Source organism: Comamonas sp. AG1104 (assembly GCF_003350425.1).
GTDB classification, from domain to species: domain Bacteria; phylum Pseudomonadota; class Gammaproteobacteria; order Burkholderiales; family Burkholderiaceae_C; genus Comamonas; species Comamonas testosteroni.
The window spans coordinates 225,611-247,812 of the sequence record NZ_QQAS01000007.1 but is presented as its reverse complement, the minus strand read 5'-3'; the positions used below and the strand labels follow the sequence as shown (position 1 = coordinate 247,812).

The window sequence follows — 22,202 nt, the reverse complement described above, 5'->3', positions numbered from 1 at the left end:
TTACCCCAGGAACCCGCATTCTGGTGGACGGTACCCACAGAGCCTGCGTTCGATGTGGTGTTGGTCAACGAGCCCCAAGGTGAGGAAACGGCTCCTGATGTGGCGTTGTAGCCAGAGGTGGTGCCAGCATTGTTGTTGACGTAAGCCAAGCCGCCGCCAGGGCCGGCGCCAGTTGCAGCAACATTCGCTGTCTGAGAAGAGGCGCCGCCGAAGGCAGTGCCGCTGACGGGTCCTGCGTTATAGCCGGCAGCAGCAGCCGAGCCCGCATTGGCATTGGTTGCTGCGCCACCACCAGCAACTGCGTTGCCCGAGGTTGCCGAAAGGCTCTTCACGTTACCGAAAGTAGTGGCGCTACCACCGACAGTTGCTCCACCGGCGCCGAAAGGTCCAATAGCGAAGCCGCCACCAGCAGCATTGGCATTGGAAGTCGCACCGGAAGTGGCGCTATTTGAACTCAGCGCAGCACCGTTGCCCGAGCTGGCAGCACCCGACACCGTGCCAGAAGATGCACTCGACGTCGTGTTTGTGGCTGCAATGCTTGAGCTGCTCACGGCAGCAGAGGCAACACCAGTCAACGCAATAACCGCCATGGCAATCAGAGACTTTTTCATGATCATTCCTTTGAATAGCGAGTTTTCAGACAAGTGAAAGAGAGAGTGTGTGTGAGCAAAAGACCATTTGCAGACCTGCAAAAGGCCCCTGTTAACCGTCGTCAAGTTTTGGAGTGCTTAGTTACTTTCCAAAACAGGCATTCGGTAGTGGCAGTTTCAGAAAATGTTAAGAAAACAGTAATACCCTATTCAAAGATATTTTTTTGCAAATTTAAAATGATAAAAAGATGACTCATTTCTTGTGGATTGAGGATGATGCGCTATTGAATAAATAGCACCCTTGGAAAAATTCCTACAATGATAAAAAATGTAATCTTTATTACAGATTATTTTTAAGACAATTATTTCAAAAACAAAGGGTTTTTATCTAGATTTATTTCCAGGATGGTTAATACCTTGTATTTGAGTATTAATATGTAAGAAATTAAACTCAATTTTTCTTTATTTGTTTTCTATGGATTTTCAGTAAAACAAATTCTATTTTCTGCGTGACTTCCAACCAATCGATCTGCTGGGGTGTCACATGTATCTAACCGACGCATCTATGAGTTCACGGTCTGACGTCGGCAGAACTGAAGGCGCATCTATTGCTTTCGGTGGCATGTGGCCGTCCGACATGAAAGGTCAGCAGAGCCAACCTGTGCGAGTCTTTCTGGTCGACGAAGACAGACACATCAGGAACGTGATCTCGCAGGAGCTCATGCGTGACCCGCGCACTCTTCTGGTAGGGCAGGCGTCCAGCTACAAAGAGGCTCGTAAGAGCATCTTTTCGCAAGAGTTCGATGTACTCCTCATTGACCTGTCTACTGGCGAAGGTCAAGGAGCTGAGCTGCTGGAGTCGATCCAGCTAAAAAGACCTGAGGTGCTATGCATCGCAATTTCTGCAAGTGAAAACGATGATGCCGCCATGGAAGCTCTTAAGAGAGGCGCTGTGGGATACCTTGTGAAGAATTCATGGTTTGGAAGCTATTTGCAGGCTGTGCTGGAAGTCGCCAATGGAGGGGCTGCGATTTCGCCGCGAGTGGCGAAGAAAATCATTCCCAAAATATTCAAGGCATCTATGCAGGGGGAAAACATCTCCACGCATAAAAAATTTGAGTCGCTGACTGAAAGAGAGATAGATATATTGAAATTGATAGCTCAAGGGAAAAGCACTCAAGAGGTTGCGTCCTACCTGGAAATCAGCCCATTGACTGTGGCAACACATGTAAAAAATATTTATGGAAAAATGCAGGTCAGAACCAGAGCACAAGCTGTCAGATATGCGATGCTGACAGGTATCATTTAAAACCGATTTTTTGTGTGAATTTCAAGTTCGAGATAAATGGAATTTTTCTTACAGATATTCTTTGATTGAGTATTTTTGATAAGAGAATTTTTCGTAAGGGGCACTGTTGCATAAATCAAGTTTGAGGCGAGCCTCCCCAAGCCCCGGCCGTGGCTAGGCCACGGCTGCCGTCTGAGGACGGCCCAGCTCAGTGAATCGGTCCAATATGGCTGCCCTGATATGCAGCTCATTGACTTGCCGTTCAAAGGTTCTGGACATGACCCGCTCGCCCAGTCGTTTGATGCAGTTCATCTTGCTATTCACCAAGCTTCGCCGGTGATAGCCACTCCAGACTTTCCATATCCTTCGACCCAAACGCCTGCATGCGGCGAGTGCCGCATTGCGATACGCGCAGGCATCGTCTTTGCGTATCCGTGCGTTCTTTCTCGGAGGAATGATGGGGACTGCGCCCCGTTGAATCACCGCCTCATACACGGGCTGTGTGTCATAGGCCCCATCACCGGTCAAACCGAGCACGGCTTCGTTGAGAGGGAGTTGCGCCATTGACGACGACGCTCAGCGCCGTGCTTTTTGCATTTCCACTCGCCTTCACCCAAGAACTTGATGCCCGTCGAGTCCACGAGCAAATGCAGCCCTCACAAATGCAAAAGTGACTCCACCATGGCGCAGTGCCAAGCCGAACAGATTCTTCATGGTCAGGCAAAACTGAATGGCGGCATCCGAGAACTTCGGGCTTCGCCCGCGTTTGCCGCTGGCCGCGGCAAACCATTGCATGCGCTTGTCGAGCCAGATGGTCAACGAGCTTCGTGACTTCAAGGCTGCGTTGTAGCTGAGGCAGTCGGTGGTGCGGTAGCGAAGTTTGCTGAACTGGCTCATGACGCAAGCCTACGACCTGCGGCACTGCAATTTATGCAACAACGCCGTTTGCATATCAAGCAAGCATCTTCCGCGCGAGAGTCTTAAGGAATTGATAAGTTGCAAAGCCTAGATTCCAGCCAGCAATAACAGCAGGTGAGCTGGATCTATCCAAGCACATCACGGCATGTTTAGCCGAAGGGGTCAGTGATGCTGCTAGTAAAGATGCAAAAGTTTGAGGTTGTAGCCAGAAGCGAATGCGCTGCGCCCCCCGTTATTTCACTCTGCGGCCTGGTCTGATCCATGCAAACCGCTACCACTCTGAGCGTGAAGGCTTCACGCAGCAGGCTCGACGACGCAGTCCTTTGGGGCCTGGCGATGGCGCTGTGGATCTTGGCCTTTGCGTGGATTCGCCCATTGAGCGACCCGGATGAGGGGCGCTATGCCGTCATTGCCTTGGATATGCTGCGCACCGGAAATTGGGTGACGCCTCATCTCAACGGGCTCCCCTTCTTTCACAAACCACCTCTGTACTACTGGCTTGCAGCCGGTGGCTATGAGCTGTTCGGTGTGCATGCATGGGTGGCGCGCGTGCCGTCCATGCTGGGAGCATGGCTGGCATCGATGAGCCTGCTGGTTCTAGCCAGACGCTACACAAGCACCTCGACCGCCATAACTGCGGCGATCATCTTCCTCACGATGCCCTTCGCTTATTTGGCCGCTCAGTACTCCAATATGGACATGCTGCTGGCTGGTTGCATGTGCGCCTGCACCACCTGTGCATTCATTGCCACGATAGAGGCGGACCTCGGCAAGACGTGGCGCTCCTGGATCACGGCAGCTGGTGTTTTTGCAGGTCTCGGCTTTCTCGCCAAAGGGCTCATTGGCCTGGTGTTACCGGGCTTGATTTGGTCAATATGGATGCTCTGGGAGCGTCGCTGGAAGCAAATGGCGCTTCCCCTTTACCCGCCAGTGTGGCTTGCCATACTGGCGGTTGCGGGGCCATGGGCATGGTTTGCGCAAAAGCAGCATCCGCAGTTTTTTCATTACTTCTTCGTTACACAGCATTTCCAGCGCTACACCGAAACGGGCTTCAACAACCCGCAGCCATGGTGGTTCTACCTGGCGGTGATCGCACTTGCATGTCTTCCATGGACTCTGGCTGGAATCTATATGCTGTTCAGGCAATGGCGGGCTCAGCAAGAGTTCATGCCCAAATCTGACTCACACCCTGCTCAAACGAGCCTCGATCGGTATATGGTGGTCTGGCTGTTGGCTGTGGTGGCCTTCTTTTCAATTCCCAGCAGCAAGATCGTGGGCTATGTGCTGCCGGCACTTCCACCTCTGGCCTACCTGATCGCCCGAGTCTGGCAAACGACTCTCGATGGTGATGGGTCGAACGTACTACGGGTGAGACCCAAGCTCGCTCTCACTATTGGAGCTTCGGCGGCTCTTTGCACGGCGCTGGCTATCGGCTTCGGCACCAAAGGTGTTCCACAGAAAGCTCGTTGGGACCGCCTGGCCGCGCTGCCGGTGCAGCCCGACGATCGGATCATGATGCTCGGACAGTTGTACTACGGCGCTCCTTTCTACATGCACACAGGCCAGATCCCTTGGGTCGTCGATGACTGGCAAGCCGCCAAAGCATCAAAGTCCGACAACTGGAGGAAGGAACTGCTGGATGCCGCAGCATTCTCTCCAAATAGCGCAAGCCATTTACTCCTTGAAAAACAGGATGCAAACCATGCTTTGTGCACAACCAAACACCGGGTATGGGTTGTTGGAGAGCCCGAGTCTGCGAAGCAGATGACACCATCGCTATCTGGTATCAAACCGATGCTTGAGCTGGGTTCTCGCGCTGTTTGGCTTTGCACACCTAACACCGCTTGCACAGCACCTTCTCCCATCGTGCATTGATTAGTCGACCCTGTATCAACCTCAGTCTTCGCTTTTATCCGAGCCAAGCACGCCTCCGCCGAGTGACTGATAGAGGGCCACCACATCACTAGAGCCGCTTGTATGTATACAGGTGTCGGGGTAAGGGTGCAGAGCCGCTAATGGCTGTTAGCGCAGACCGAATTGTTATGAACATCTCCATCCATGCAAATGCCTATCTCCTCAAGATATGGATGTTTAAGCGGGTGGCTCTTGGCTACACGCAGTGAGCCATGGGCCCCACTCGCAGGACAAGGGGCGCAATACATAACGGAGGTTTGGTAAACACCAAGGGCGCAAGGGCCGCGTCCGCAGCGGTAGCCGTACCAAACGGAGCGCGAGCGTAGTGACTGCGGCTACTTTGCCAAGCAGACCGTTAAGTTAATTTTGCGTAAGCAAAGTTACCCCGCAGACCTGCCCGGACTTGGCTGCTATTGATGCTCTGCGCGGCACGCACCTAGCTTTTGAGACTCTCGCTCTGACGCAGATATTCGTCTATCTCGCGTTCTCGCTCGGGGCTTAGTGGTTCATCTGCGAATAACTCACTCTGTTCTTTGCTGCCCATAGGTGGAAGCAACTTCGACAAACTGTCATACAAATGAACCTCTATGACCCCCCATTCCAAGAGAGCGGCTAAATACCCATGCCATAACAGGACGACAGTATCCGTTGGTCCGCGCCACCCCAGCTGCCTCGTGATGCGATTTCGCAACTCTTCCTCTGTTGGATAACCATTGATCATTGCGAAACCCTCTGCACAAACACAGTACCTTGCGACGTAATCACCGTCACACCCTGGATTTTCGAGCCACTGCGGCTGTCATTTCCAAATGCCCGCCCAATCCCCCGTTCAGCAATCTCTGGCGTCATTCCCGCCTGACCACGCGCATCAATGATGATGTTGCCCGACTGCCCTCGCGCATCCATGATCGTGCTTGATAGCGATTTGGAGAGCCCATCGGAGGTCTGGTTGGCCACGTTGCTCATCGTTTGGAGTTCGTATTTCGTGCCGTCGATAAAGAAATCAGCAGAGCGCCCCGCACTGGTTGCAGGAATCACTTCAACCGTCTTTCCACCGAGCGAAACCAATCTCCATCGCATCCCATCCCCTTTTGCACGCGTGAGCAAACACGCTGCGGCCTTGCGCGAACGCCGAGGTTCGCAGTGACCGTTTGATCTGGAATGAACAAGGCTAGGAACGGACTCGAACGAGCGAAATAAGAAGAGTCTTAAAAATGGCCGTGGGGATGCTTTGTTGCGGCGCAGCGCTGGCCAAACGAAGCGCAATGGCCTTCGTTGCGACGAGCTTTGCGTTTTTTGGGCTTCGATGTCGTGCGTATGCGTTTTTTATGGCGGACTGTTTCACAGACGAAGACGAAGACGCGCGCCTGTGCGCGCCATGGCAGATTCAGACCGGCCCTCCGCACCCCGTGCTGGCAGCCGCAGAAACACACCAATACAGGTATTAACCCGAATAAAGTCGCTGAAACTAGCTAGAATCGCGCCCATCCCGCGGGAGAGCGGAGCCTTTCGAGGGTTCCCGCCGAAGGCGCAAACTCCCATAATCGCTCAGGCAATAAGTACCGCAGGTGGGTCTGACAGGACCCGGATATCGCCAACTGGAGAGCAGCCCGCAACCACAAGTCTGCAGGGCTCACCGAAGGGGCAAGCATGTCCACCGCGAAGGTGCTCATGCGCAACTCTCAGGTAAAAGGACAGCGGGAGAGGCAAGCCGGACACTCCCGCCGATGTGAGTGGCTGGTCTATTTTCAAGTGCCTTCATGCTTCCTTCCGTCTCTTTGCTGGACTCGTTCCAGGCCTCCAACTTCACCGTCATGCTGGTCATCTATCTGGTGGCCATTACCGCCGAAGCCATGTCCGGCGCACTCGCCGCTGGCCGGCGCAATATGGATATCTTCGGCGTCGTCGTCATCGCCTTTGTCACTGCCCTGGGCGGCGGCACCATCCGCGACATGGTGCTGGGCCACTACCCCATCGGCTGGACCCAGCACCCTGAATATGTGTATCTGGTCATCAGCTTCGGTTTGCTGACCACCGTGATTGCACGCCATATGCACAGGCTCAAGCAGGTGTTTTTGCTGCTGGACGCCATGGGACTGATCGCCTTTTCGCTGATCGGCTGCAATACCGCGCTGGAGCTGGGCTACCCGACCATCGTCATCATCATGGCCGGCATGATTACCGGCATCAGCGGCGGCATCTTGCGCGATGTGCTCTGCAACCAGGTCCCCGTGGTGTTCCGCCGCGAGCTGTATGCCAGCGTGTCGCTGTCCGTATGCCTGATGTTCCTGGGCCTGCGCTATCTGGATGTCAGCCCCAATATCAGCACCATCGTGTGTTTTGCCGGCGGTCTGGCCTTCCGTCTGGCCGCCATTCGTTTCAAATGGCGCCTGCCGGTTTTTTCGTACCAGCAGCGCTGGGAGTGATCGAGACTCCCCCTGTGGCGCTGCGCGCCTTCCCCCTCTCTTGCTACGCAGGAGGGGGAGGCAGCCATCACTGCGGGGCGGCCCTTGCCTGGCTGCTCTGACCTAGACTGCGCCATGCATTACCTATGTAGTTTCACTTTCCATGTCTGAACCGATCACATGGATGCCGGATGGCACCCCCTATAGCTCCAGATTCGGCGATCGCTATCACAGCGAGTTCGGCGGCCTCGACCAGGCACGCCAGGTTTTTCTCGGTGGCTGCGATCTGCCAGTTGCCTGGGCCGATGCAGCGCAGTGGCGCATTCTGGAAACCGGCTTTGGCTTCGGCCTGAATTTCCTGGTCACCTGGGCGGCATGGAAAGCCGACCCCAGACGCCCGCGCATTCTGCATTTTGTCTCGGTGGAGGCCTACCCTGTCTCGCGCGAGGATCTGCTCGCATTTCTGCCGGCCGATGAGGAGCTGCGCCCGCTTGGCGAACAACTGGCCGAGCAATGGTGGGGACTGCTGCCCGGCGTGCATCGCCTCTCGTTTGACAACGGCCAGGTGCTGCTGACGCTCTATATAGGCGATGCCGGGACCATGCTGCGCAAGCAGCAGATGACAGCGGACAGCGTATATCTGGATGGTTTCTCCCCCCAGCTCAACCCCGAGATGTGGGATGAAGATGCCATGAAGAACATTGCCCGCCATTGCCGCCGGGGCACACAGCTGGCCACCTGGTGCGTGGCCGGCCATGTGCGCCAGGCACTCAAGGCTCAGGGCTTCGAAGTCAAGAAGCGCGCCGGCGTGCCGCCCAAGCGCCATAACCTGCATGCAGCCTACAACCCGGCATGGGAGCCGCGCCATCGCCCGGACGGCCTGCCTGCGCCCGTGGGCCAGGCCGGCCGCTGCCTGGTGCTGGGTGCGGGCCTGGCTGGTGCCGCCGCTGCCGCCAGTCTGGCCAGGCGCGGCTGGGAGGTGACGGTGCTGGATGCGGCGGCCGAGCCTGCAGCAGGAGCATCAGGCCTGCCAGCCGGCTTGTTTTGCCCGCATATTTCGCCCGATGACAGTGTTCTGTCTCGCCTGTCCAGAAGCGGCGTGCGCACAACGCTACAAAATCTGCAGCAACTGAGCCAAGCGCAAAAGTTGCATCCAGCCCAGGACTGGGCCCATGGCGGCGTGCTCGAGCATGACCTGAACGAGCCTTCCCATCTGCCCAGGTCATGGTTGCAACCCGGCAGCGAGACCAGCCCCTGGGGCCTGCACTGGAGTGCGCCTGCGCTGCCGGCTCAGCTGGCTGCGGCAAAGCTGCCTGCAGACAGTCACGCCGTCTGGCATGAGCAGGCTGGCTGGGTACGCCCCGCACAACTGGTGCGCGCGCTACTGCAAGTCCCCGGGATTCATTGGCAGGGCCATGCCCGAGCTTCACGACTGGTGCGCGATGAAGTGCACAACATCTGGCAAGTGCTGGATGCCCAGGGCCAGACCCTGGCTCAAGCCCCCATGCTGGTGCTGGCCCTGGGCCCGGACACCAAGCCCTTGTTGCAAGCCAGCGGCCTGGCAGCAGGGGAATGGGAGCTGCAAGCCATACGCGGCCAGGTCAGCGTGGCCGGGCATGATGCCGGGACGCTGGCGGCCATGCCGCCCTTCCCCGTCAACGGTCATGGCAATCTGGTGCCGGACTTTCCCTCGGCCAACCAGGTTGGCGCGCACCAGTGGATCATGGGATCGACCTTCGAGCGCGATGTGACCGAGCTGCCACCCTCCGCCGCCGACCAGCAGGCCGCCCACGCCAGCAATGGCGAAAAGCTGGGCGCTTTGCTGCCCGGGTGCCGGCAGGCGCTGAGTTCCTTCTTCGATGCCGACCAGCGGCCGGCCACCTGGGCGCGCCTGCGTTGCGCGGCCTATGACCGTCTGCCGCTGGCAGGCCCCGCCGGGCAGTCGGCAGCCGATCTACCGGGCCTGTGGGTGCTGACGGGGCTGGGCTCACGCGGGCTGACGCTGTCCATGCTTTGCGGCGAGCTGCTGGCGGCACGCCTGCATGGCGAGCCGCTGCCGCTGGATGCCCGGCTGGCTCAGGCCCTGGGTACGCAACGTCTGTGGAGCCGCGCCCAGCAGCAGCCCAGGTAAGGCCACTCGCAAAAAAAAAAGCACGCAGCGCTTACGGAGAAGTGCTGCGTGCCGTTTCGGGCCTGATTCTGAAGCCAGGTTTATTCGCTGCTTAACGATGCCACGGTGACCAGGGGCTCGAGTCTGGTCGCCAGCACCTTGTCCAGCGTCTTGCCGTCCATGTCCACGACTTCAAAGCGCCAGTCTTCCCACTCCACCACGTCGGCTTCGGTGGGCACACGGCCCAGCAGCAGCATGATCATGCCGCTCAGGGTGTGATAGCGACCGCGCTCTTCCTCGGGCACGGCATGCAGGCTCAGGCGGTCTTTGAGTTCGGGCACGGGAATATGGCCGTCCAGCAGCCAGCTGCCGTCTTCGCGCTGCACGGCCCAGCTGGTTTCGGGGTCGCGTGGCTGGAATTCGCCGGTAATCGCCTCAATCAGGTCCTGCAGCGTGACAATGCCCTGCACCTCGCCGTACTCGTCGATCACAAAGGCCATATGCAGATCGGAGGTGCGGAAGTTGTCCAGCAACTCCATCCCGGTAATGGTCTCGGGCACATAGAGGGCAGCCTGCAAAGGCTGGTCCTTGAGCGCCTGCCTGCCCTTGTTGAGCAAGGCCTGCGTCAGCCACTGGCGGGCATTGAGCACGCCCACGATATTGTTCATATCGCCGCGCACGACCGGAAAGCGCGCGTGGTCGGCCTGTTCGACACGGGCCAGGGTCTCTTCCAGGCTCTCGTCGATATCGAGACAGATGACATCGCTGCGCGGCACCATCAGCGAGCCGATCTGGCGATCGTCCAGACGGAACACATTGCGCACCATGGTGTGCTCCTGCGACTCGATCACGCCGGCCGTGTGGCCTTCCACCAAAATGGCCTGGATTTCCTCTTCGGTCACCACGCTGCCATTGCTCTCCTTGACACCCAGGACCTTGAGCAGACCGCGCGTCGATGCCGACAGCAGCCAGACAAAGGGTTTGGTGGCCAGGGCCAGGAAGTTGATGGGACGCGAGATCAGGCGCGCCAGGGCCTCGGGATGGGTCTGACCCAGGCGCTTGGGAACCAGCTCGCCCACGACGATGGAGAAGTAGGTGATCAGCACCACCACCAGGCCGGTGGAGAGGTAGTCGGCGTATTTCTGGGTCATGCCCAGGGTGATCAGCCAGTTCTCCAGCGGGCCGGCCAGAGCCGCCTCGCCGACGATGCCGTTGAGCACGCCGATGGAGGTGATACCGATCTGGATGGTGGAGAGGAAACGCGTTGGGTCCTCTCCCAATTTGATAGCAGCTGCTGCGCCGCTGTCGCCCTCATCCACCAGTTTCTGCATGCGGGTTTTGCGGGCGGTGACCAGCGCAATTTCCGACATGGCGAAGACGCCGTTCAGACAGATGAGAGCGAAAAGTATGGCTATTTCCATAGTCAGGCACCCGCTTTCAATCCAGGCGCCTCAATCATTGAACAAGCCTTGATTCTAGAGAATGCCCGGCACAGGGGCGCTCACAAAATGCAAGCGCGCAGAAAGGAAATTGGTTCAGGAGCTCCGTAAGAGCGTTCTGGCAGCCCTTCACATATTCATTCAGATATATATGAAGCACTAAATAATCGTTTGTTTTTATATAAAGCCTCTCTACAGTTCTGACCAACGATCAAAGTGCAGTGCCACCCGAGGCAAGGCATCCGCTCCACGGAAGAACTGAAGACATGTATCAATACACCGATTTCGACAAAGCGTTCGTCAAGCAACGCGCCGACCAGTTCCGTGACCAGCTCCAACGCTGGCAGGCAGGCAAGCTCACGGAAGACGACTTCCGCCCGCTGCGCCTGCAAAACGGCTGGTATGTGCAGCGCTATGCCCCCATGCTGCGCGTGGCCGTGCCCTACGGCGAAATCAACTCGGCCCAGATCCGCGTGCTGGCCAAGGTGGCCCGCGAGTACGACGAGCCCGAGGCCGAAGTCTTCAAGCAGGCTCTGGAAGGCCAGGGCAAGCTGGGCACGACCTATCTGCCCAAGAACTGCGCCCACTTCACCACCCGCACCAATGTGCAGTTCAACTGGATTCCTCTGAGCAAGTCCGCCGATGTGATGGATCTGCTGGCATCCGTGAACCTGCACGGCATCCAGACCAGCGGCAACTGCATCCGCAACACCACCACCGATGCGCTGGCCGGTATCGCACCCGACGAGATCATCGACCCCCGCCCCTACGCAGAAATCCTGCGCCAGTGGACCACGCTGCACCCCGAGTTCGCGTTTCTGCCACGCAAGTTCAAGATCGCCATCACCGGCGCCAGCGAGGACCGCGCCGCCACGGGCTGGCATGACGTGGGCCTGCACATGGTCAAGAACGAAGCCGGCGAGATCGGCTTCAAGGTCTTCGTGGGCGGCGGCATGGGCCGCACGCCCGTGATCGGCACCGCGATCCGCGAGTTCCTGCCCTGGAACCAGATCATGAACTACATCGAGGCCATCGTCCGCGTCTACAACGAGCTGGGCCGCCGCGACAACAAGTACAAGGCCCGTATCAAGATTCTGGTCAAGGCCGAAGGCCAGGCCTATATCGATGCCGTGGAAGAGGAATTCCGCCAGATCGTCGAAGTGGACGGCGGCCCTCACACCGTGCCCCAGGCCGAGTTCGATCGCGTGGCTGCCATGTTCACCACGCCCGCCCTGCCCGTCGTGGCCGATGCCGCAGGCAATGAGCAGGCCCTGATTGCCCAGACCGCCAAGGAACCCGCATTTGCACGCTGGATTGCCCGCAACGTCCACGCCCACCGCGTGGCCGGTCTGCGCGCCGTGACCCTGTCCTTCAAGCGTGTGGGCCAGGCCCCCGGCGATGCACAAAGCGAACAGCTCGACGCACTGGCTCATCTGGTGGACAAGTTCTCTGCCGGTGAAGCCCGCGTGACGCACGACCAGAACGTGATGCTGCCCTGGGTGCAGGTCGGCCAGCTGCATGCACTGTGGACCGAGGCCAAGGCCCTGGGTCTGGCCAGCACCAATGTGGCGCTGCTCACCGACATGATCGCCTGCCCCGGCGGCGACTTCTGCGCGCTGGCCAATGCCCGCAGCCTGCCGATTGCCGACGCCATCACGGCCCGCTACCAGGATCTGGACGAGCTGGACGACATTGGCGAGATCGATCTGCACATCAGCGGCTGCATCAACAGCTGCGGCCACCACCACAGCGGCCATATCGGCATTCTGGGCGTGGATAAGGACGGCAAGGAGTGGTACCAGGTCACGCTGGGCGGCTCCGACGGCTCGACCCTGTCCGGCCAGGCCGTGGCCGGCAAGGTCATCGGCCCCTCGTTCAGCGCAGCCGAAGTGCCCGATGTGATCGAGGCCGTGCTCAGCACCTATCGCGACCTGCGCCAGCCCGGCGAGCACTTCATTGACGCCGTGCGCCGCATCGGCCTGGACCCCTTCAAGGAAGCCGGCAAGGCAGCCCGCCACCCTGTGGAAGCCGAAGAAGAAGCGCTGGCCTGAAGCCATAAGAACAAGGATAGAGTCATGAAAATTCTGGCAAGCAACGAATACCAGGCCCCCAGCGAGAGCACCGGCAATGTGCTGGTGCTGGCCAACGATGTGAACGCCCTTGAGGTAAATCTGGACGGCATCACGCAGGTGGATCTGCATTTCCCCAACTTCACCGACGGCCGCGCCTTCAGCCAGGCCTATCTGCTGCGCCGCCGTCTGAAGTTTGCGGGCGATATCCGTGCCACCGGCGATGTGCTGATCGATCAGCTGGTTCAGATGGAGCGCACGGGCTTCAGCAGCGCCGTGCTGCGCGAAGGCGTGGACGCCGCCGATGCCCAGCGCCAGTTCGAGCGCTTTGGCGGTTTCTACCAGGCCGACGCCGTGCACACACAGCCCCATTTCGTAGAGGTGCAAGCATGAGCCAGCTCGCCCCCGTAGGCACCCTCGACCTGGATCTGGCACAAATCAATGCCGAACTGGGCCGCGACGCCCAGGCGCTGGTGAACTGGGCTGTGGGCCTGGATCAGCCCACCATAGTCACCACCAACTTCCGCCCCTTCGAGGCGGTGATCCTGCACATGGTCACGCGCGCCAACCCCGACGTGCCCGTGGTCTGGATGGACAACGGCTACAACACCGAAGCCACCTATCAATTTGCCGATGCGGTGACCAAGCAGCTTGGGCTCAACCTCAAGATCTACCTGCCGCTGCGCTCACGCGCCCACCGCGAGGCCGTGGAAGGCGCCACGCCAGCGCTGGACGATCCGCGCCATGCGGCCTTCACGGAAGAAGTGAAGCTGGAGCCTTTTGCCCGCGCCCTGCGCGAAACCGCACCCAAGGTCTGGTTCACCGCCCTGCGCGCCACCGACACCGCCGTGCGTGCGCAGATGGAGTCCGTTAGCATCAATCCCGACGGTCTGATCAAGGTTGCACCTTTGCTGCACTGGTCGTCCAAGGAGCTGTACGAATACTGCGAGAAGCACGGCCTGCCCAACAACTTTGACTATGTGGATCCGACCAAGGGTGAAGACAACCGCGAATGCGGACTTCATTTGAGTCACTGACGTGCTCCCCCTGAGCCGCTTTGCGGCTTCCCCTCTCTCTTCGGGAGGGGGACGGCAGCCTCGCCGCAAGGCGGCTCTTGCTTGCTGCCCCTGGAATTGCAGCGCGCCCGTTTTGTAAGCCGTCGATTTAAAAAGATAGCTGATAGCCCAATATCTATAAGCGCTACAGCATTATTTGATTGGATAAAAAATGAACGCTCGTGTGGATACTTCCGTGTTGAGCCATCTCAGCAACCGCCACCTGGATGCACTGGAAGAAGAAACCATTTTCATCCTGCGCGAAGTGGCCGCGACTTTTGAACGCCCCACCCTGCTGTTTTCGGGCGGCAAGGATTCGCTGGTCATGCTGCGCTGCGCCGAAAAGGCCTTCGGCGCGGGCCGCATTCCCTATCCCTTGCTGATGATCGACACCGGCCACAACTTCCCCGAAGTGACCGATTTCCGTGACCAGCGAGCCAAGGAACTGGGTGCCGAGCTGATCGTGCGCAGCGTGGAAGACTCCATGGCGCGCGGCACCGTGCGTCTGGCACACCCCGGCGAATCGCGCAATGTGCACCAGTCGGTGACGCTGCTGGAGGCGATTGACGAGTTCCGCTTCGACGCCCTGATCGGAGGCGCGCGCCGCGACGAGGAAAAGGCCCGCGCCAAGGAGCGCATCTTCAGCCACCGCGACAGCTTCGGCCAGTGGCAGCCCAAGGCTCAGCGGCCCGAGCTGTGGACGCTGTTCAACACCCGCATTGCACAGGGCGAGCATTTCCGCGTCTTCCCCATCAGCAACTGGACCGAGCTGGACGTGTGGCAGTACATCGCCCGTGAAAACATCGCCCTGCCATCGATCTACTACACCCACAAGCGCGATGTGGTGGAGCGCAAGGGCCTGCTGGTGCCCGTGACCGAACTGACCCCGCCGCGTGACGGCGAGGAAGTCGTGCAGCGCGATGTGCGCTTCCGTACCGTGGGCGACATCACCTGCACCTGCCCCGTGGAAAGCACGGCAGCAACGGCCGAAGACATCGTGATCGAGACCATTGCCGCCGAGGTCAGCGAACGTGGCGCGACGCGCATGGACGACAAGACCAGCGAAGCATCCATGGAAAAGCGCAAGAAAGACGGTTACTTCTAACGCTCCCCCTGTGGCGCTATCGCGCCTTCCCCCTCTCTCATCAGGCTTCGCCTTCGGGAGGGGGACGACACCAGCGCGGCGGGACGGCCCTTGCGCGGTGTCCGGGGTTGGGCCATGCCTGTTCAAGGATCACGCCCAGGCTTGATCGAAGAAAGAATGCGATGACTGAAACTATTAATTCCGTAGCTGCTAGCGCAAATCCATCAAGCGCTTCAGGCCAATTTGATGCACATAACAGCAGCGCGCTGCGCTTTATCACCTGCGGCTCGGTCGATGACGGCAAGAGCACGCTGATCGGCCGCCTGCTGGTGGACACCCGCGCCGTGCTGCAGGATCAGTTGGCTGGCGTCACCAAGTCCGGCGAGACGGATCTGGCCCTGCTGACCGACGGCCTGGCCGCCGAGCGCGAGCAAGGCATCACGATCGATGTAGCCTACCGCTACTTCGCCACCGAGTCGCGCAAGTTCATCATTGGCGACGCTCCCGGTCACGAGCAGTACACACGCAATATGGTGACGGCAGCATCGAGCGCCGACGCCGCCGTGGTGCTCGTCGATGCCACCAAGCTGGACTGGAAGAATGCCGATCTGGAGCTGCTGCCCCAGACCCGCCGCCACAGCCTGCTGGCCCATCTGCTGCGTGTGAATTCGCTGGTGTTTGCCGTCAACAAGCTCGACGCCGTTCAGGACCCGGCCCTGGCCTTTGCCCATATCAGCGCGGCGCTGCAAAAGTTCACGGCCTCCGCAGACATCAAGATCACGGCCACCGTGCCCGTGTCCGCGCTCAAGGGCTACAACGTAGTCAACAGCACCGACGGCTGGGCCGGCTACCACGGCCCCAGCCTGCTGCAACTGCTGGAGCAACTGCCCAACACGCCCACCGACAGCGATCTGGCGCTGGCCTTCCCCGTGCAGTGGGTGGAGAAGTTCTCCTCCTCGTCCGACACCAGCCAGGGCCGCCGCGTGTTCTGGGGCCGTGTCGCCACGGGCGTTGCCCGGGTCGGTGCCCAGGTGCAGATTCTGCCCAGCGGCCAGCTCGCGACCGTTGCCCAGGTCATAGACCACGCCCGCGCGCCCAAGGAGGTGGCTGCGGGCCTGTCCGCCGGCATCACGCTGGACCGCGAGGTCGATGTCTCGCGCGGCGACTGGATCATTGCCGCCCCCGTGCAAGCCGAAGTGGCCGAGGACGACTTTGATGCCCCTGCTGCCGCAAGCCCCTGGCCCAGCAGCCGCGAGATCACCGCCACCGTGGCCTGGATGGACACCGAACCTCTGGTGCCCGGCCGTGTCTACTGGGCGCTGCATGGCCATCGCTGGGTCAAGGCCAAGGCGCGCCGCTTGGTGCACCGCCTCAATATCAATACACTGGCCAAGGAAGACGCCCAGCAGCTCGAGGCCAATGCCATCGGCCAGGTGGAGCTGGTGCTGCAGGAAGCCATTCCGGCCGCCCCCTTCACCCAAGCCCGCCAGCTGGGCTCGCTGATTCTGGTGGACACCGCCAGCAATGCAACAGCCGGTGCTGCGCTGGTGAACTGAAGCCGATGAAGACAGGGCCGCAACGGCGATCTGAGCGTCAAACCAGATCTCCATACGGCCTTATCCAGCCAGGCACTGGCGCTGCGCGGGAAAAAACCTAAAATCACGGGGTTTTACCAATCCCCACCCAAGAAGAAGATTCTCAATGACTCACGTCGTTACCGAAAACTGCATCAAGTGCAAGTACACCGATTGCGTGGACGTTTGCCCCGTGGACTGCTTCCGTGAAGGCCCCAACTTTCTGGTGATCGATCCCGATGAATGCATCGACTGTGCCGTCTGCATTCCCGAGTGCCCGGCCAATGCCATCTTTGCCGAAGAAGATGTGCCTGCCGATCAACTGGCCTTCATCAAGCTGAACGTGGATCTGTCCCAGCTCAAGAGCTGGAAGAGCATCACCAAGCGCAAGGCTTCGCTGCCCGACGCCGACGATTGGAATGGCAAGCCGAACAAAGTGGATTTGCTGGAGCGCTAAGCCAGTCTGGGCGCGGACTGCGCTACGCTTGCCTGCATGAGCCTGTCCAACGCAACGACCAACGCTTCCCTCTCACTACAACCCGCCGTGGAAACCGACGCCATCATCATTGGCGCAGGTCCGGCGGGTTTGTTTCAGGCCTTCCAGCTTGGCCTGCAGGGCATTCAAGCCCATTTGATCGATGCCCTGCCCCATGTGGGCGGCCAGTGCAGCCAGCTCTACGCGCACAAGCCCATCTACGACATTCCCGGCATTCCCGTCTGCACAGGCCTGGAGCTGGTGCAACTGCTGGAAAAGCAGATCGCACCCATGCAGGTGGTCCTTCATCTGTCCCAGCAAGTACAGACTCTGCAGGCCCTTGACGACGGGCGCTGGCAGGTCGGCACCACGGCAGGAGCGCTGTTCCACACCCGCACCGTCTTCATTGCCGCAGGCGTTGGCGCGTTCGTGCCCAAGGCCCTCAAGGCACCGGGTGTGGATGAACTCGGCACGGGCCAGTTGCACTATCACCCGCAGCAGCTGGATATGGCCGCAGGCCGCCAGGTGCTGGTCTATGGCGGCGATGAGGAAGCCGTAGCAGCTGCCATTGCCTGCAGTTCAAGCGCGGCCAGAACCGTTCTCATGCATCGCCGTGACAGCTTCAATGCCGAGCCTGCGCAACTGGCTAAGCTGCAGCAACTGCGCGAATCTGGCGCTGTCGAAGTGCTGATCGGCCAGATCACCGAAGTGCGGCACGGCGACGGCCGACTGCAGGCCGTGCAATGGATGGATGGCGAAGGCGACGAACATACGCGGCCTGTCGAACAGTTGCTGGTCTACCAGGGCATTTCACCCAAGCTGGGTCCTTTGACGGACTGGGGCCTGGCGCTGGAGCGCAAGCAACTGGCGGTGGATCCGGCAACGCTTGCCACCAGCGCCCCGGGAATCTATGCCATCGGCGACATCGTCAGCTACAGCGGCAAGAAACGGCTGATCCTCTGCGCCTTTCATGAGGCCACCATGGCCGCGTTTGCAGCCGCCGAATATCTGCAAGGCAGCAAGCCCTTGCTCGAATACACGACAACCAGCGCGCGCCTGCATGCCATCTTGGGCGTGTCTCACTGAAGGGCCGCCGGTGTCCTGCCCCGGACTCCTTGAAGTCAGCAGCTTTTGAGCCTGGCATAAAAAAACCGCTATCCCTCGGGATAGCGGTGTAAATCACGACGGGGTCAGACCCCACCGCGCGCACTTTGATCTCGGCTCAGTGACCATGTGCCGGCTTGACCGGAATGATGGGCACTTCCTTGCCTTCCTTGTCGTAGACCTTGCCACCTTCGACGCGGTCGCCATCGGCCAGGGCTTCCAGCACATGCTGACTCAGAGCGCGGCCATAGCCGGCTTCAAAGACGGAAGGCTGATCGGAATTGCCTTGCTTGAAGTGGTTGTAGAGCAGGTTCAGGGTCACGGCAACCAGGGCCGTTGCGCTGATGCCCGAGTGAAAGATCGTGGCAAACCATGCGGGGAACTGGTCATAGAACTTGGGTGCCACCACTGGCAGCAAACCCGCGCTCACCGAGGTGGCAACAATGATCAGATTCATATTGTTGTTGTATTCCACCTTGGCCAGGGTACGGATGCCGCTGGCAGCCACGGTACCGAACAGAACCAGGCCGGCACCGCCCAGCACGGACGGAGGCACGCAGGCCACGATGCGGCCCATCACCGGCAGCACGCCAAACACGATCAGGATCAGGCCGGAGAAAGCCACCACGAAGCGGCTCTTGATGCCGGTCACGGCCACCAGACCCACGTTCTGCGCAAAAGCGCTTTGTGTGAAGCCGCCGAAGATGGGAGCCACGATGCTGGAGAGCATGTCGGCGCGCAGACCATCACCCAGACGGCGACCGTCCACAGGGCTGTCCACGATTTCGCCCACGGCCAGCACGTCGGCCGAGGTTTCCACCAGGATCACCAGAATCACGATGAACATGGAGATGGTGGCCGCCATGTCGAAAGTGGGCCAGCCGAAGTGCAAAGGTGTGGGCACCGCAAAAATGGGGCCGTTGAACACCTGCGAGAAATCGGCCTTGCCGATGAAGACGGCCGTGATGGTGCCCACCACGATCGCCACCAGAATCGACAGGCGCGACAGCATGGCATTGCCCAGCTTGCTGAACAGCAGCACCATGAACAGCGACAGACCGGCCAGACCGATATTGCCCATGCTGCCGTAATCAGCAGACTTGGCATTGCCGCCCATGGCCCAATGCGCAGCCACAGGCATCAGCGACATGCCGATCACCGTGATCACGCAGCCATTGACCAACGGCGGGAAAAATTTGGTGATGCGCGAAAAAACCGGCGCAATGATCAGACCTAGTACCGAGGCGTACATGACAGCCCCCAGCACGCCCTGCATGCCGCCACCGGTGTGCAGGATGCTGACCATGGTGGCCACGCCTGCGAATGAAACGCCTTGAACCAGAGGCAGACGACAGCCGAAGAAAGGGATGCCCAGCGTCTGCAGCAAGGTTGCCACACCACCCATGAACAGGCAGGCGGTCACCAGCAGACCGGCATCGGCAGCGGACATGCCAGCCGCTTCAGCCACGATCAGAGGCACCGCCACGATGCCGCCGTACATGGTCAACACATGTTGCAAGCCATACATGAGGTTGGCAGTGACGCCAAGATTCTCATCCTCGGGGCGCTTGACGGCCGCATCCCTGGATGCTCCGGTCTGATCGTTCATCTTTGTCTCCTAAATTACCTACTCACCAAGGCTCTAGAGGCCTTTCGCTCTGTCCGGTCGACTTGCAGCAACTCTTTCGGCAGCGATCTTTTCCAATCGCCCCAGCGAGGCCTTGTGCTGCAGCCAGTCGCTCTTCTGCGAGAGCGATCCGACCTATAGAAAAGAGCAAACCACTCTTTCATTCACCCAAGTCAGTCTTTCAATCTCCTTTGATTGCATGACATCCGCCGGACGGACTATTCCATTACGCAATCAAAGCCATACCCAGAAGGGCATGAGTCGAGACTGTACGTTGCCAGGACACCAAAATTGTCTACAGTTTTGTATACAAAGTGCTGACCAGAACCTTTCCAAAGCAAAAAGGAACACTCATTGGCTGCGATCGGGCACTGGAAATTGACACAGATCACGTCCATCGCGGCTTCCATGCCCTCTATAAAGAACAAAAGGATGCAAGACACATTCCCCGTTGTGTCTTGCATCCAGTAGAGAAGAGAAAAAAAGACCTGGAGCGCTTGTCAGTGGCCGATCAGTCTTCCTCGGCCTGAGCGATGCCGGGAAACAGCACATCGGTAAAGCCGAAACGACTGAAATCGCGCACCCTCATCGGATAGAGCTTGCCCCAGAGGTGGTCGCACTCATGCTGGACCACGCGCGCGTGAAAGCCCTCGACCGTGCGGTCGATCGGGTCGCCGTAGATATCAAAGCCGGTGTAGCGCACCTTGTTCCAGCGTGGCACCATGGCCCGCAGGCCGGGAACAGACAGGCAACCTTCCCAGTCCAGCTGCTCCTCTTCACCGATGGGTGTGATGACTGGATTGATCAGCACGGTGCGGGGCACTATGGGGGCATCCGGATAACGAGGGTTGGGGTCACCCGAGCCAAACACCACCATCTGCAAATCCTCACCGATCTGCGGCGCCGCCAGGCCGGCACCGTTGGCAGCATGCATGGTGTCCAGCAAATCCTTGAGAAGCAGATGCAGTGCATCCGTATCAAATTCAGTCACCGGCTTGGCAAGCTTCAGCAGACGGGGATCACCCATCTTCAAAATGGTACGTACAGTCATATATCAATACGGCGTGCAGCAACCACCGGGTCACCGCACTGTTCAATCATCAAAAGCATAGCGCCGCCACCAATCCACGTGAACGGTGCGGCCTGTTCGGGTATCAGGCACAGAGAATTTAATGAAATTGTGATGAACTTCCTGCGAGCTCATTTTTACACCCTATAATCTAGGTCTTCTTCCTCAATAGCTCAGTCGGTAGAGCGCCGGACTGTTAATCCGTAGGTCCCTGGTTCGAGCCCAGGTTGAGGAGCCAAGAATTTCGATGCTTTGCGGATATCAAAGCATCACACCGACATATTCCTCAATAGCTCAGTCGGTAGAGCGCCGGACTGTTAATCCGTAGGTCCCTGGTTCGAGCCCAGGTTGAGGAGCCAAAATTTAGTCGCCTTGCAATCGTTCAAGGCATGTCACACCGACACATTCCTCAATAGCTCAGTCGGTAGAGCGCCGGACTGTTAATCCGTAGGTCCCTGGTTCGAGCCCAGGTTGAGGAGCCAAAATTTAGTCGCCTTGCAATCGCTCAAGGCATGTCACACCGACACATTCCTCAATAGCTCAGTCGGTAGAGCGCCGGACTGTTAATCCGTAGGTCCCTGGTTCGAGCCCAGGTTGAGGAGCCAAAATTTAGTCGCCTTGCAATCGCTCAAGGCATGTCACACCGACACATTCCTCAATAGCTCAGTCGGTAGAGCGCCGGACTGTTAATCCGTAGGTCCCTGGTTCGAGCCCAGGTTGAGGAGCCATTCAAAAGCCTGTATGCATGCATACAGGCTTTTTCTTTTGCCTGCTCAGGCAGCCCTCACCACGCCCACCGAAGCACCCACGGGCGGCGCATCTACGGCAACTGCCTTGTGTGCAGAGTGAGGGACATAGGGATAGTGATGCGGCACCACGGGAACATGCTGCTCGCCCTGCTCCCAGGCTCGCAATTCATCTTCCAGTCGAGCAGCACGTTCGGCATACATCTGAGCGGAGGACTGGTAGTACTCCGCCGCGATAGTGTGCTCCAGAACAGCCATGCGCGCCTCTTGCAGATAGGCACGCGTGCGGCGGATATAGCGCGGTTCGGAACGTCCAAAACCGAAGATCTTGCCGAAAAACATGACCAGCCTCCTTTTCCGGTAACAACGCAAATCCGTCACGACTCCTCAACCGATGGAGCAATGTTGCCAGCGTAATGTCTCAGGTTCAAGACATCTGTCCCACAGCAAGAGTTCGCCTCGTAGGAGGGGTGCCCGCCACTTGTGGCCGCCCACTCAAAGCCGGCTCCAGACAGGGCTTGAGATACAGCCTTCCCGTCACAAAGCCCAACTCAAGAATCAATCAGACACATTGTTCGGGTATTTCCGCCCCCACATCGCCCGGCGATCAAGGGTTTGCCCCTCGGATTGAGGATCTTCACTACAGCCACGCACCAGAACCCAGCCCGATGCCGACCAGTCAACCCCTCCCAGGGCTTGCTCGGCGACTCAGGCGGGAGCAAGCACGCAGGACTG

The 22,202-nt window shown here is 59.0% G+C and carries 17 protein-coding genes, 5 tRNA genes, 1 pseudogene and 2 riboswitches; of the genes and pseudogenes, 16 read left to right on the top strand and 7 right to left on the bottom strand.

Annotated features, from left to right (window positions below; all coding sequences use genetic code 11):
• Nucleotides 1-716 (bottom strand): hypothetical protein (locus DFO48_RS25725; protein ID WP_233506475.1); only part of this gene is annotated, 716 nt, incomplete at its 3' end.
• A 418-nt stretch (nucleotides 717-1,134) separates the two neighbouring features.
• On the opposite strand from DFO48_RS25725, the gene DFO48_RS20345 reads away from it, so the two are divergent.
• Nucleotides 1,135-1,899 carry a LuxR C-terminal-related transcriptional regulator gene (locus DFO48_RS20345; RefSeq protein WP_370449601.1) on the top strand — a complete coding sequence of 255 codons (765 nt, stop codon included), beginning with the start codon at nucleotides 1,135-1,137 and terminating at the stop codon, nucleotides 1,897-1,899.
• A gap of 153 nt (nucleotides 1,900-2,052) precedes the next feature.
• Here the strand turns inward: DFO48_RS20345 and DFO48_RS20340 are convergent.
• Nucleotides 2,053-2,775 (bottom strand): annotated as a pseudogene (locus DFO48_RS20340) (transposase).
• Nucleotides 2,776-3,057: 282 nt separating this feature from the next.
• Between DFO48_RS20340 and DFO48_RS20335 the strand changes: the two are divergent.
• Nucleotides 3,058-4,671, top strand: coding sequence for a glycosyltransferase family 39 protein (locus DFO48_RS20335; RefSeq protein WP_114864583.1), 1,614 nt, complete (start codon nucleotides 3,058-3,060; stop codon nucleotides 4,669-4,671).
• Nucleotides 4,672-5,427: 756 nt separating this feature from the next.
• On the opposite strand, the gene DFO48_RS20325 is transcribed toward DFO48_RS20335, so the two are convergent.
• Nucleotides 5,428-5,817, bottom strand: a complete 390-nt coding sequence (locus DFO48_RS20325) for a hypothetical protein (protein WP_158545683.1) — start codon at nucleotides 5,815-5,817, stop codon at nucleotides 5,428-5,430.
• A 375-nt stretch (nucleotides 5,818-6,192) separates the two neighbouring features.
• A riboswitch (glycine riboswitch) is annotated at nucleotides 6,193-6,285 on the top strand.
• A 13-nt stretch (nucleotides 6,286-6,298) separates the two neighbouring features.
• Nucleotides 6,299-6,418: riboswitch (glycine riboswitch) on the top strand.
• A 52-nt stretch (nucleotides 6,419-6,470) separates the two neighbouring features.
• On the opposite strand from DFO48_RS20325, the gene DFO48_RS20320 reads away from it, so the two are divergent.
• Nucleotides 6,471-7,136, top strand: a complete 666-nt coding sequence (locus DFO48_RS20320) for a trimeric intracellular cation channel family protein (protein ID WP_003069687.1) — start codon at nucleotides 6,471-6,473, stop codon at nucleotides 7,134-7,136.
• 163 nt (nucleotides 7,137-7,299) lie between these two features.
• A complete protein-coding gene (gene mnmC, locus DFO48_RS20315; RefSeq protein WP_114864580.1) occupies nucleotides 7,300-9,246 on the top strand; it encodes an FAD-dependent 5-carboxymethylaminomethyl-2-thiouridine(34) oxidoreductase MnmC in 1,947 nt (648 codons plus the stop codon).
• A gap of 80 nt (nucleotides 9,247-9,326) precedes the next feature.
• Here mnmC and DFO48_RS20310 read toward each other — a convergent pair whose 3' ends face one another.
• Nucleotides 9,327-10,646, bottom strand: a complete 1,320-nt coding sequence (locus DFO48_RS20310; protein ID WP_003080155.1) for a hemolysin family protein — start codon at nucleotides 10,644-10,646, stop codon at nucleotides 9,327-9,329.
• A gap of 284 nt (nucleotides 10,647-10,930) precedes the next feature.
• Here DFO48_RS20310 and DFO48_RS20305 point away from each other — a divergent pair, with 284 nt between their 5' ends.
• The 7 genes from DFO48_RS20305 to DFO48_RS20275 all read left to right on the top strand — a co-directional run bounded on the left by DFO48_RS20305 (nucleotide 10,931) and on the right by DFO48_RS20275 (nucleotide 18,007).
• Entirely contained in the window at nucleotides 10,931-12,715 is a 1,785-nt protein-coding gene (locus tag DFO48_RS20305) for a nitrite/sulfite reductase (RefSeq protein WP_114864579.1), read from the top strand.
• Between the two features lie 24 nt (nucleotides 12,716-12,739).
• Nucleotides 12,740-13,126, top strand: coding sequence for a DUF934 domain-containing protein (locus DFO48_RS20300; protein WP_003080160.1), 387 nt, complete (start codon nucleotides 12,740-12,742; stop codon nucleotides 13,124-13,126).
• Nucleotides 13,123-13,770: a phosphoadenosine phosphosulfate reductase family protein gene (locus DFO48_RS20295; protein ID WP_114864578.1), complete on the top strand. Its 648-nt coding sequence runs from the start codon at nucleotides 13,123-13,125 to the stop codon at nucleotides 13,768-13,770. Before DFO48_RS20300 ends, DFO48_RS20295 begins: the two co-directional genes overlap by 4 nt.
• 190 nt (nucleotides 13,771-13,960) lie before the next feature.
• The gene (gene cysD, locus DFO48_RS20290) at nucleotides 13,961-14,893 is read left to right on the top strand and encodes a sulfate adenylyltransferase subunit CysD (RefSeq protein WP_114864577.1); all 933 of its coding nucleotides are present in this window, start codon (nucleotides 13,961-13,963) and stop codon (nucleotides 14,891-14,893) included.
• Nucleotides 14,894-15,054: 161 nt separating this feature from the next.
• Nucleotides 15,055-16,428, top strand: a complete 1,374-nt coding sequence (locus tag DFO48_RS20285) for a sulfate adenylyltransferase subunit 1 (protein WP_114864576.1) — start codon at nucleotides 15,055-15,057, stop codon at nucleotides 16,426-16,428.
• A gap of 145 nt (nucleotides 16,429-16,573) precedes the next feature.
• Nucleotides 16,574-16,903, top strand: coding sequence for a ferredoxin FdxA (gene fdxA, locus DFO48_RS20280; protein WP_114864575.1), 330 nt, complete (start codon nucleotides 16,574-16,576; stop codon nucleotides 16,901-16,903).
• Nucleotides 16,904-16,939: 36 nt separating this feature from the next.
• The gene (locus DFO48_RS20275; protein WP_114864574.1) at nucleotides 16,940-18,007 is read left to right on the top strand and encodes an NAD(P)/FAD-dependent oxidoreductase; all 1,068 of its coding nucleotides are present in this window, start codon (nucleotides 16,940-16,942) and stop codon (nucleotides 18,005-18,007) included.
• Between the two features lie 136 nt (nucleotides 18,008-18,143).
• On the opposite strand, the gene DFO48_RS20270 is transcribed toward DFO48_RS20275, so the two are convergent.
• Together DFO48_RS20270 and def are read right to left on the bottom strand one after the other, a co-directional pair.
• Nucleotides 18,144-19,634, bottom strand: a complete 1,491-nt coding sequence (locus tag DFO48_RS20270) for a nucleobase:cation symporter-2 family protein (RefSeq protein WP_003069706.1) — start codon at nucleotides 19,632-19,634, stop codon at nucleotides 18,144-18,146.
• Between the two features lie 529 nt (nucleotides 19,635-20,163).
• The gene (gene def / locus DFO48_RS20265; RefSeq protein ID WP_114864573.1) at nucleotides 20,164-20,703 is read right to left on the bottom strand and encodes a peptide deformylase; all 540 of its coding nucleotides are present in this window, start codon (nucleotides 20,701-20,703) and stop codon (nucleotides 20,164-20,166) included.
• 180 nt (nucleotides 20,704-20,883) lie between these two features.
• On the opposite strand from def, the gene DFO48_RS20260 reads away from it, so the two are divergent.
• The 5 genes from DFO48_RS20260 to DFO48_RS20240 all read left to right on the top strand — a co-directional run bounded on the left by DFO48_RS20260 (nucleotide 20,884) and on the right by DFO48_RS20240 (nucleotide 21,449).
• Nucleotides 20,884-20,959 (top strand) — tRNA-Asn (locus DFO48_RS20260).
• A 45-nt stretch (nucleotides 20,960-21,004) separates the two neighbouring features.
• A tRNA-Asn gene (locus DFO48_RS20255) sits at nucleotides 21,005-21,080 on the top strand.
• 47 nt (nucleotides 21,081-21,127) lie between these two features.
• Nucleotides 21,128-21,203, top strand: a tRNA-Asn gene (locus tag DFO48_RS20250).
• Nucleotides 21,204-21,250: 47 nt separating this feature from the next.
• Nucleotides 21,251-21,326: transfer RNA gene (locus DFO48_RS20245), tRNA-Asn, on the top strand.
• 47 nt (nucleotides 21,327-21,373) lie between these two features.
• Nucleotides 21,374-21,449, top strand: a tRNA-Asn gene (locus DFO48_RS20240).
• Between the two features lie 45 nt (nucleotides 21,450-21,494).
• On the opposite strand, the gene DFO48_RS20235 is transcribed toward DFO48_RS20240, so the two are convergent.
• Nucleotides 21,495-21,809 (bottom strand): hypothetical protein, encoded by a 315-nt coding sequence (locus tag DFO48_RS20235; protein ID WP_003080190.1) that lies wholly within the window; start codon nucleotides 21,807-21,809, stop codon nucleotides 21,495-21,497.
• Between the last annotated feature and the right edge of the window lie 393 nt (nucleotides 21,810-22,202).

What these genes read in the sequence shown, in the direction of transcription:
- DFO48_RS20345 (WP_370449601.1), top strand. Translation starts at nt 1,135, where the DNA reads ATGTATCTAACCGACGCATCTATGAGTTCACGGTCTGACGTCGGCAGA.
- DFO48_RS20335 (WP_114864583.1), top strand. Translation starts at nt 3,058, where the DNA reads ATGCAAACCGCTACCACTCTGAGCGTGAAGGCTTCACGCAGCAGGCTC.
- DFO48_RS20320 (WP_003069687.1), top strand. Translation starts at nt 6,471, where the DNA reads ATGCTTCCTTCCGTCTCTTTGCTGGACTCGTTCCAGGCCTCCAACTTC.
- mnmC (WP_114864580.1), top strand. Translation starts at nt 7,300, where the DNA reads ATGCCGGATGGCACCCCCTATAGCTCCAGATTCGGCGATCGCTATCAC.
- DFO48_RS20310 (WP_003080155.1), bottom strand. Translation starts at nt 10,646, where the DNA reads ATGGAAATAGCCATACTTTTCGCTCTCATCTGTCTGAACGGCGTCTTC.
- DFO48_RS20305 (WP_114864579.1), top strand. Translation starts at nt 10,931, where the DNA reads ATGTATCAATACACCGATTTCGACAAAGCGTTCGTCAAGCAACGCGCC.
- DFO48_RS20300 (WP_003080160.1), top strand. Translation starts at nt 12,740, where the DNA reads ATGAAAATTCTGGCAAGCAACGAATACCAGGCCCCCAGCGAGAGCACC.
- DFO48_RS20295 (WP_114864578.1), top strand. Translation starts at nt 13,123, where the DNA reads ATGAGCCAGCTCGCCCCCGTAGGCACCCTCGACCTGGATCTGGCACAA.
- cysD (WP_114864577.1), top strand. Translation starts at nt 13,961, where the DNA reads ATGAACGCTCGTGTGGATACTTCCGTGTTGAGCCATCTCAGCAACCGC.
- DFO48_RS20285 (WP_114864576.1), top strand. Translation starts at nt 15,055, where the DNA reads ATGACTGAAACTATTAATTCCGTAGCTGCTAGCGCAAATCCATCAAGC.
- fdxA (WP_114864575.1), top strand. Translation starts at nt 16,574, where the DNA reads ATGACTCACGTCGTTACCGAAAACTGCATCAAGTGCAAGTACACCGAT.
- DFO48_RS20275 (WP_114864574.1), top strand. Translation starts at nt 16,940, where the DNA reads ATGAGCCTGTCCAACGCAACGACCAACGCTTCCCTCTCACTACAACCC.
- DFO48_RS20270 (WP_003069706.1), bottom strand. Translation starts at nt 19,634, where the DNA reads ATGAACGATCAGACCGGAGCATCCAGGGATGCGGCCGTCAAGCGCCCC.
- def (WP_114864573.1), bottom strand. Translation starts at nt 20,703, where the DNA reads ATGACTGTACGTACCATTTTGAAGATGGGTGATCCCCGTCTGCTGAAG.
- DFO48_RS20235 (WP_003080190.1), bottom strand. Translation starts at nt 21,809, where the DNA reads ATGTTTTTCGGCAAGATCTTCGGTTTTGGACGTTCCGAACCGCGCTAT.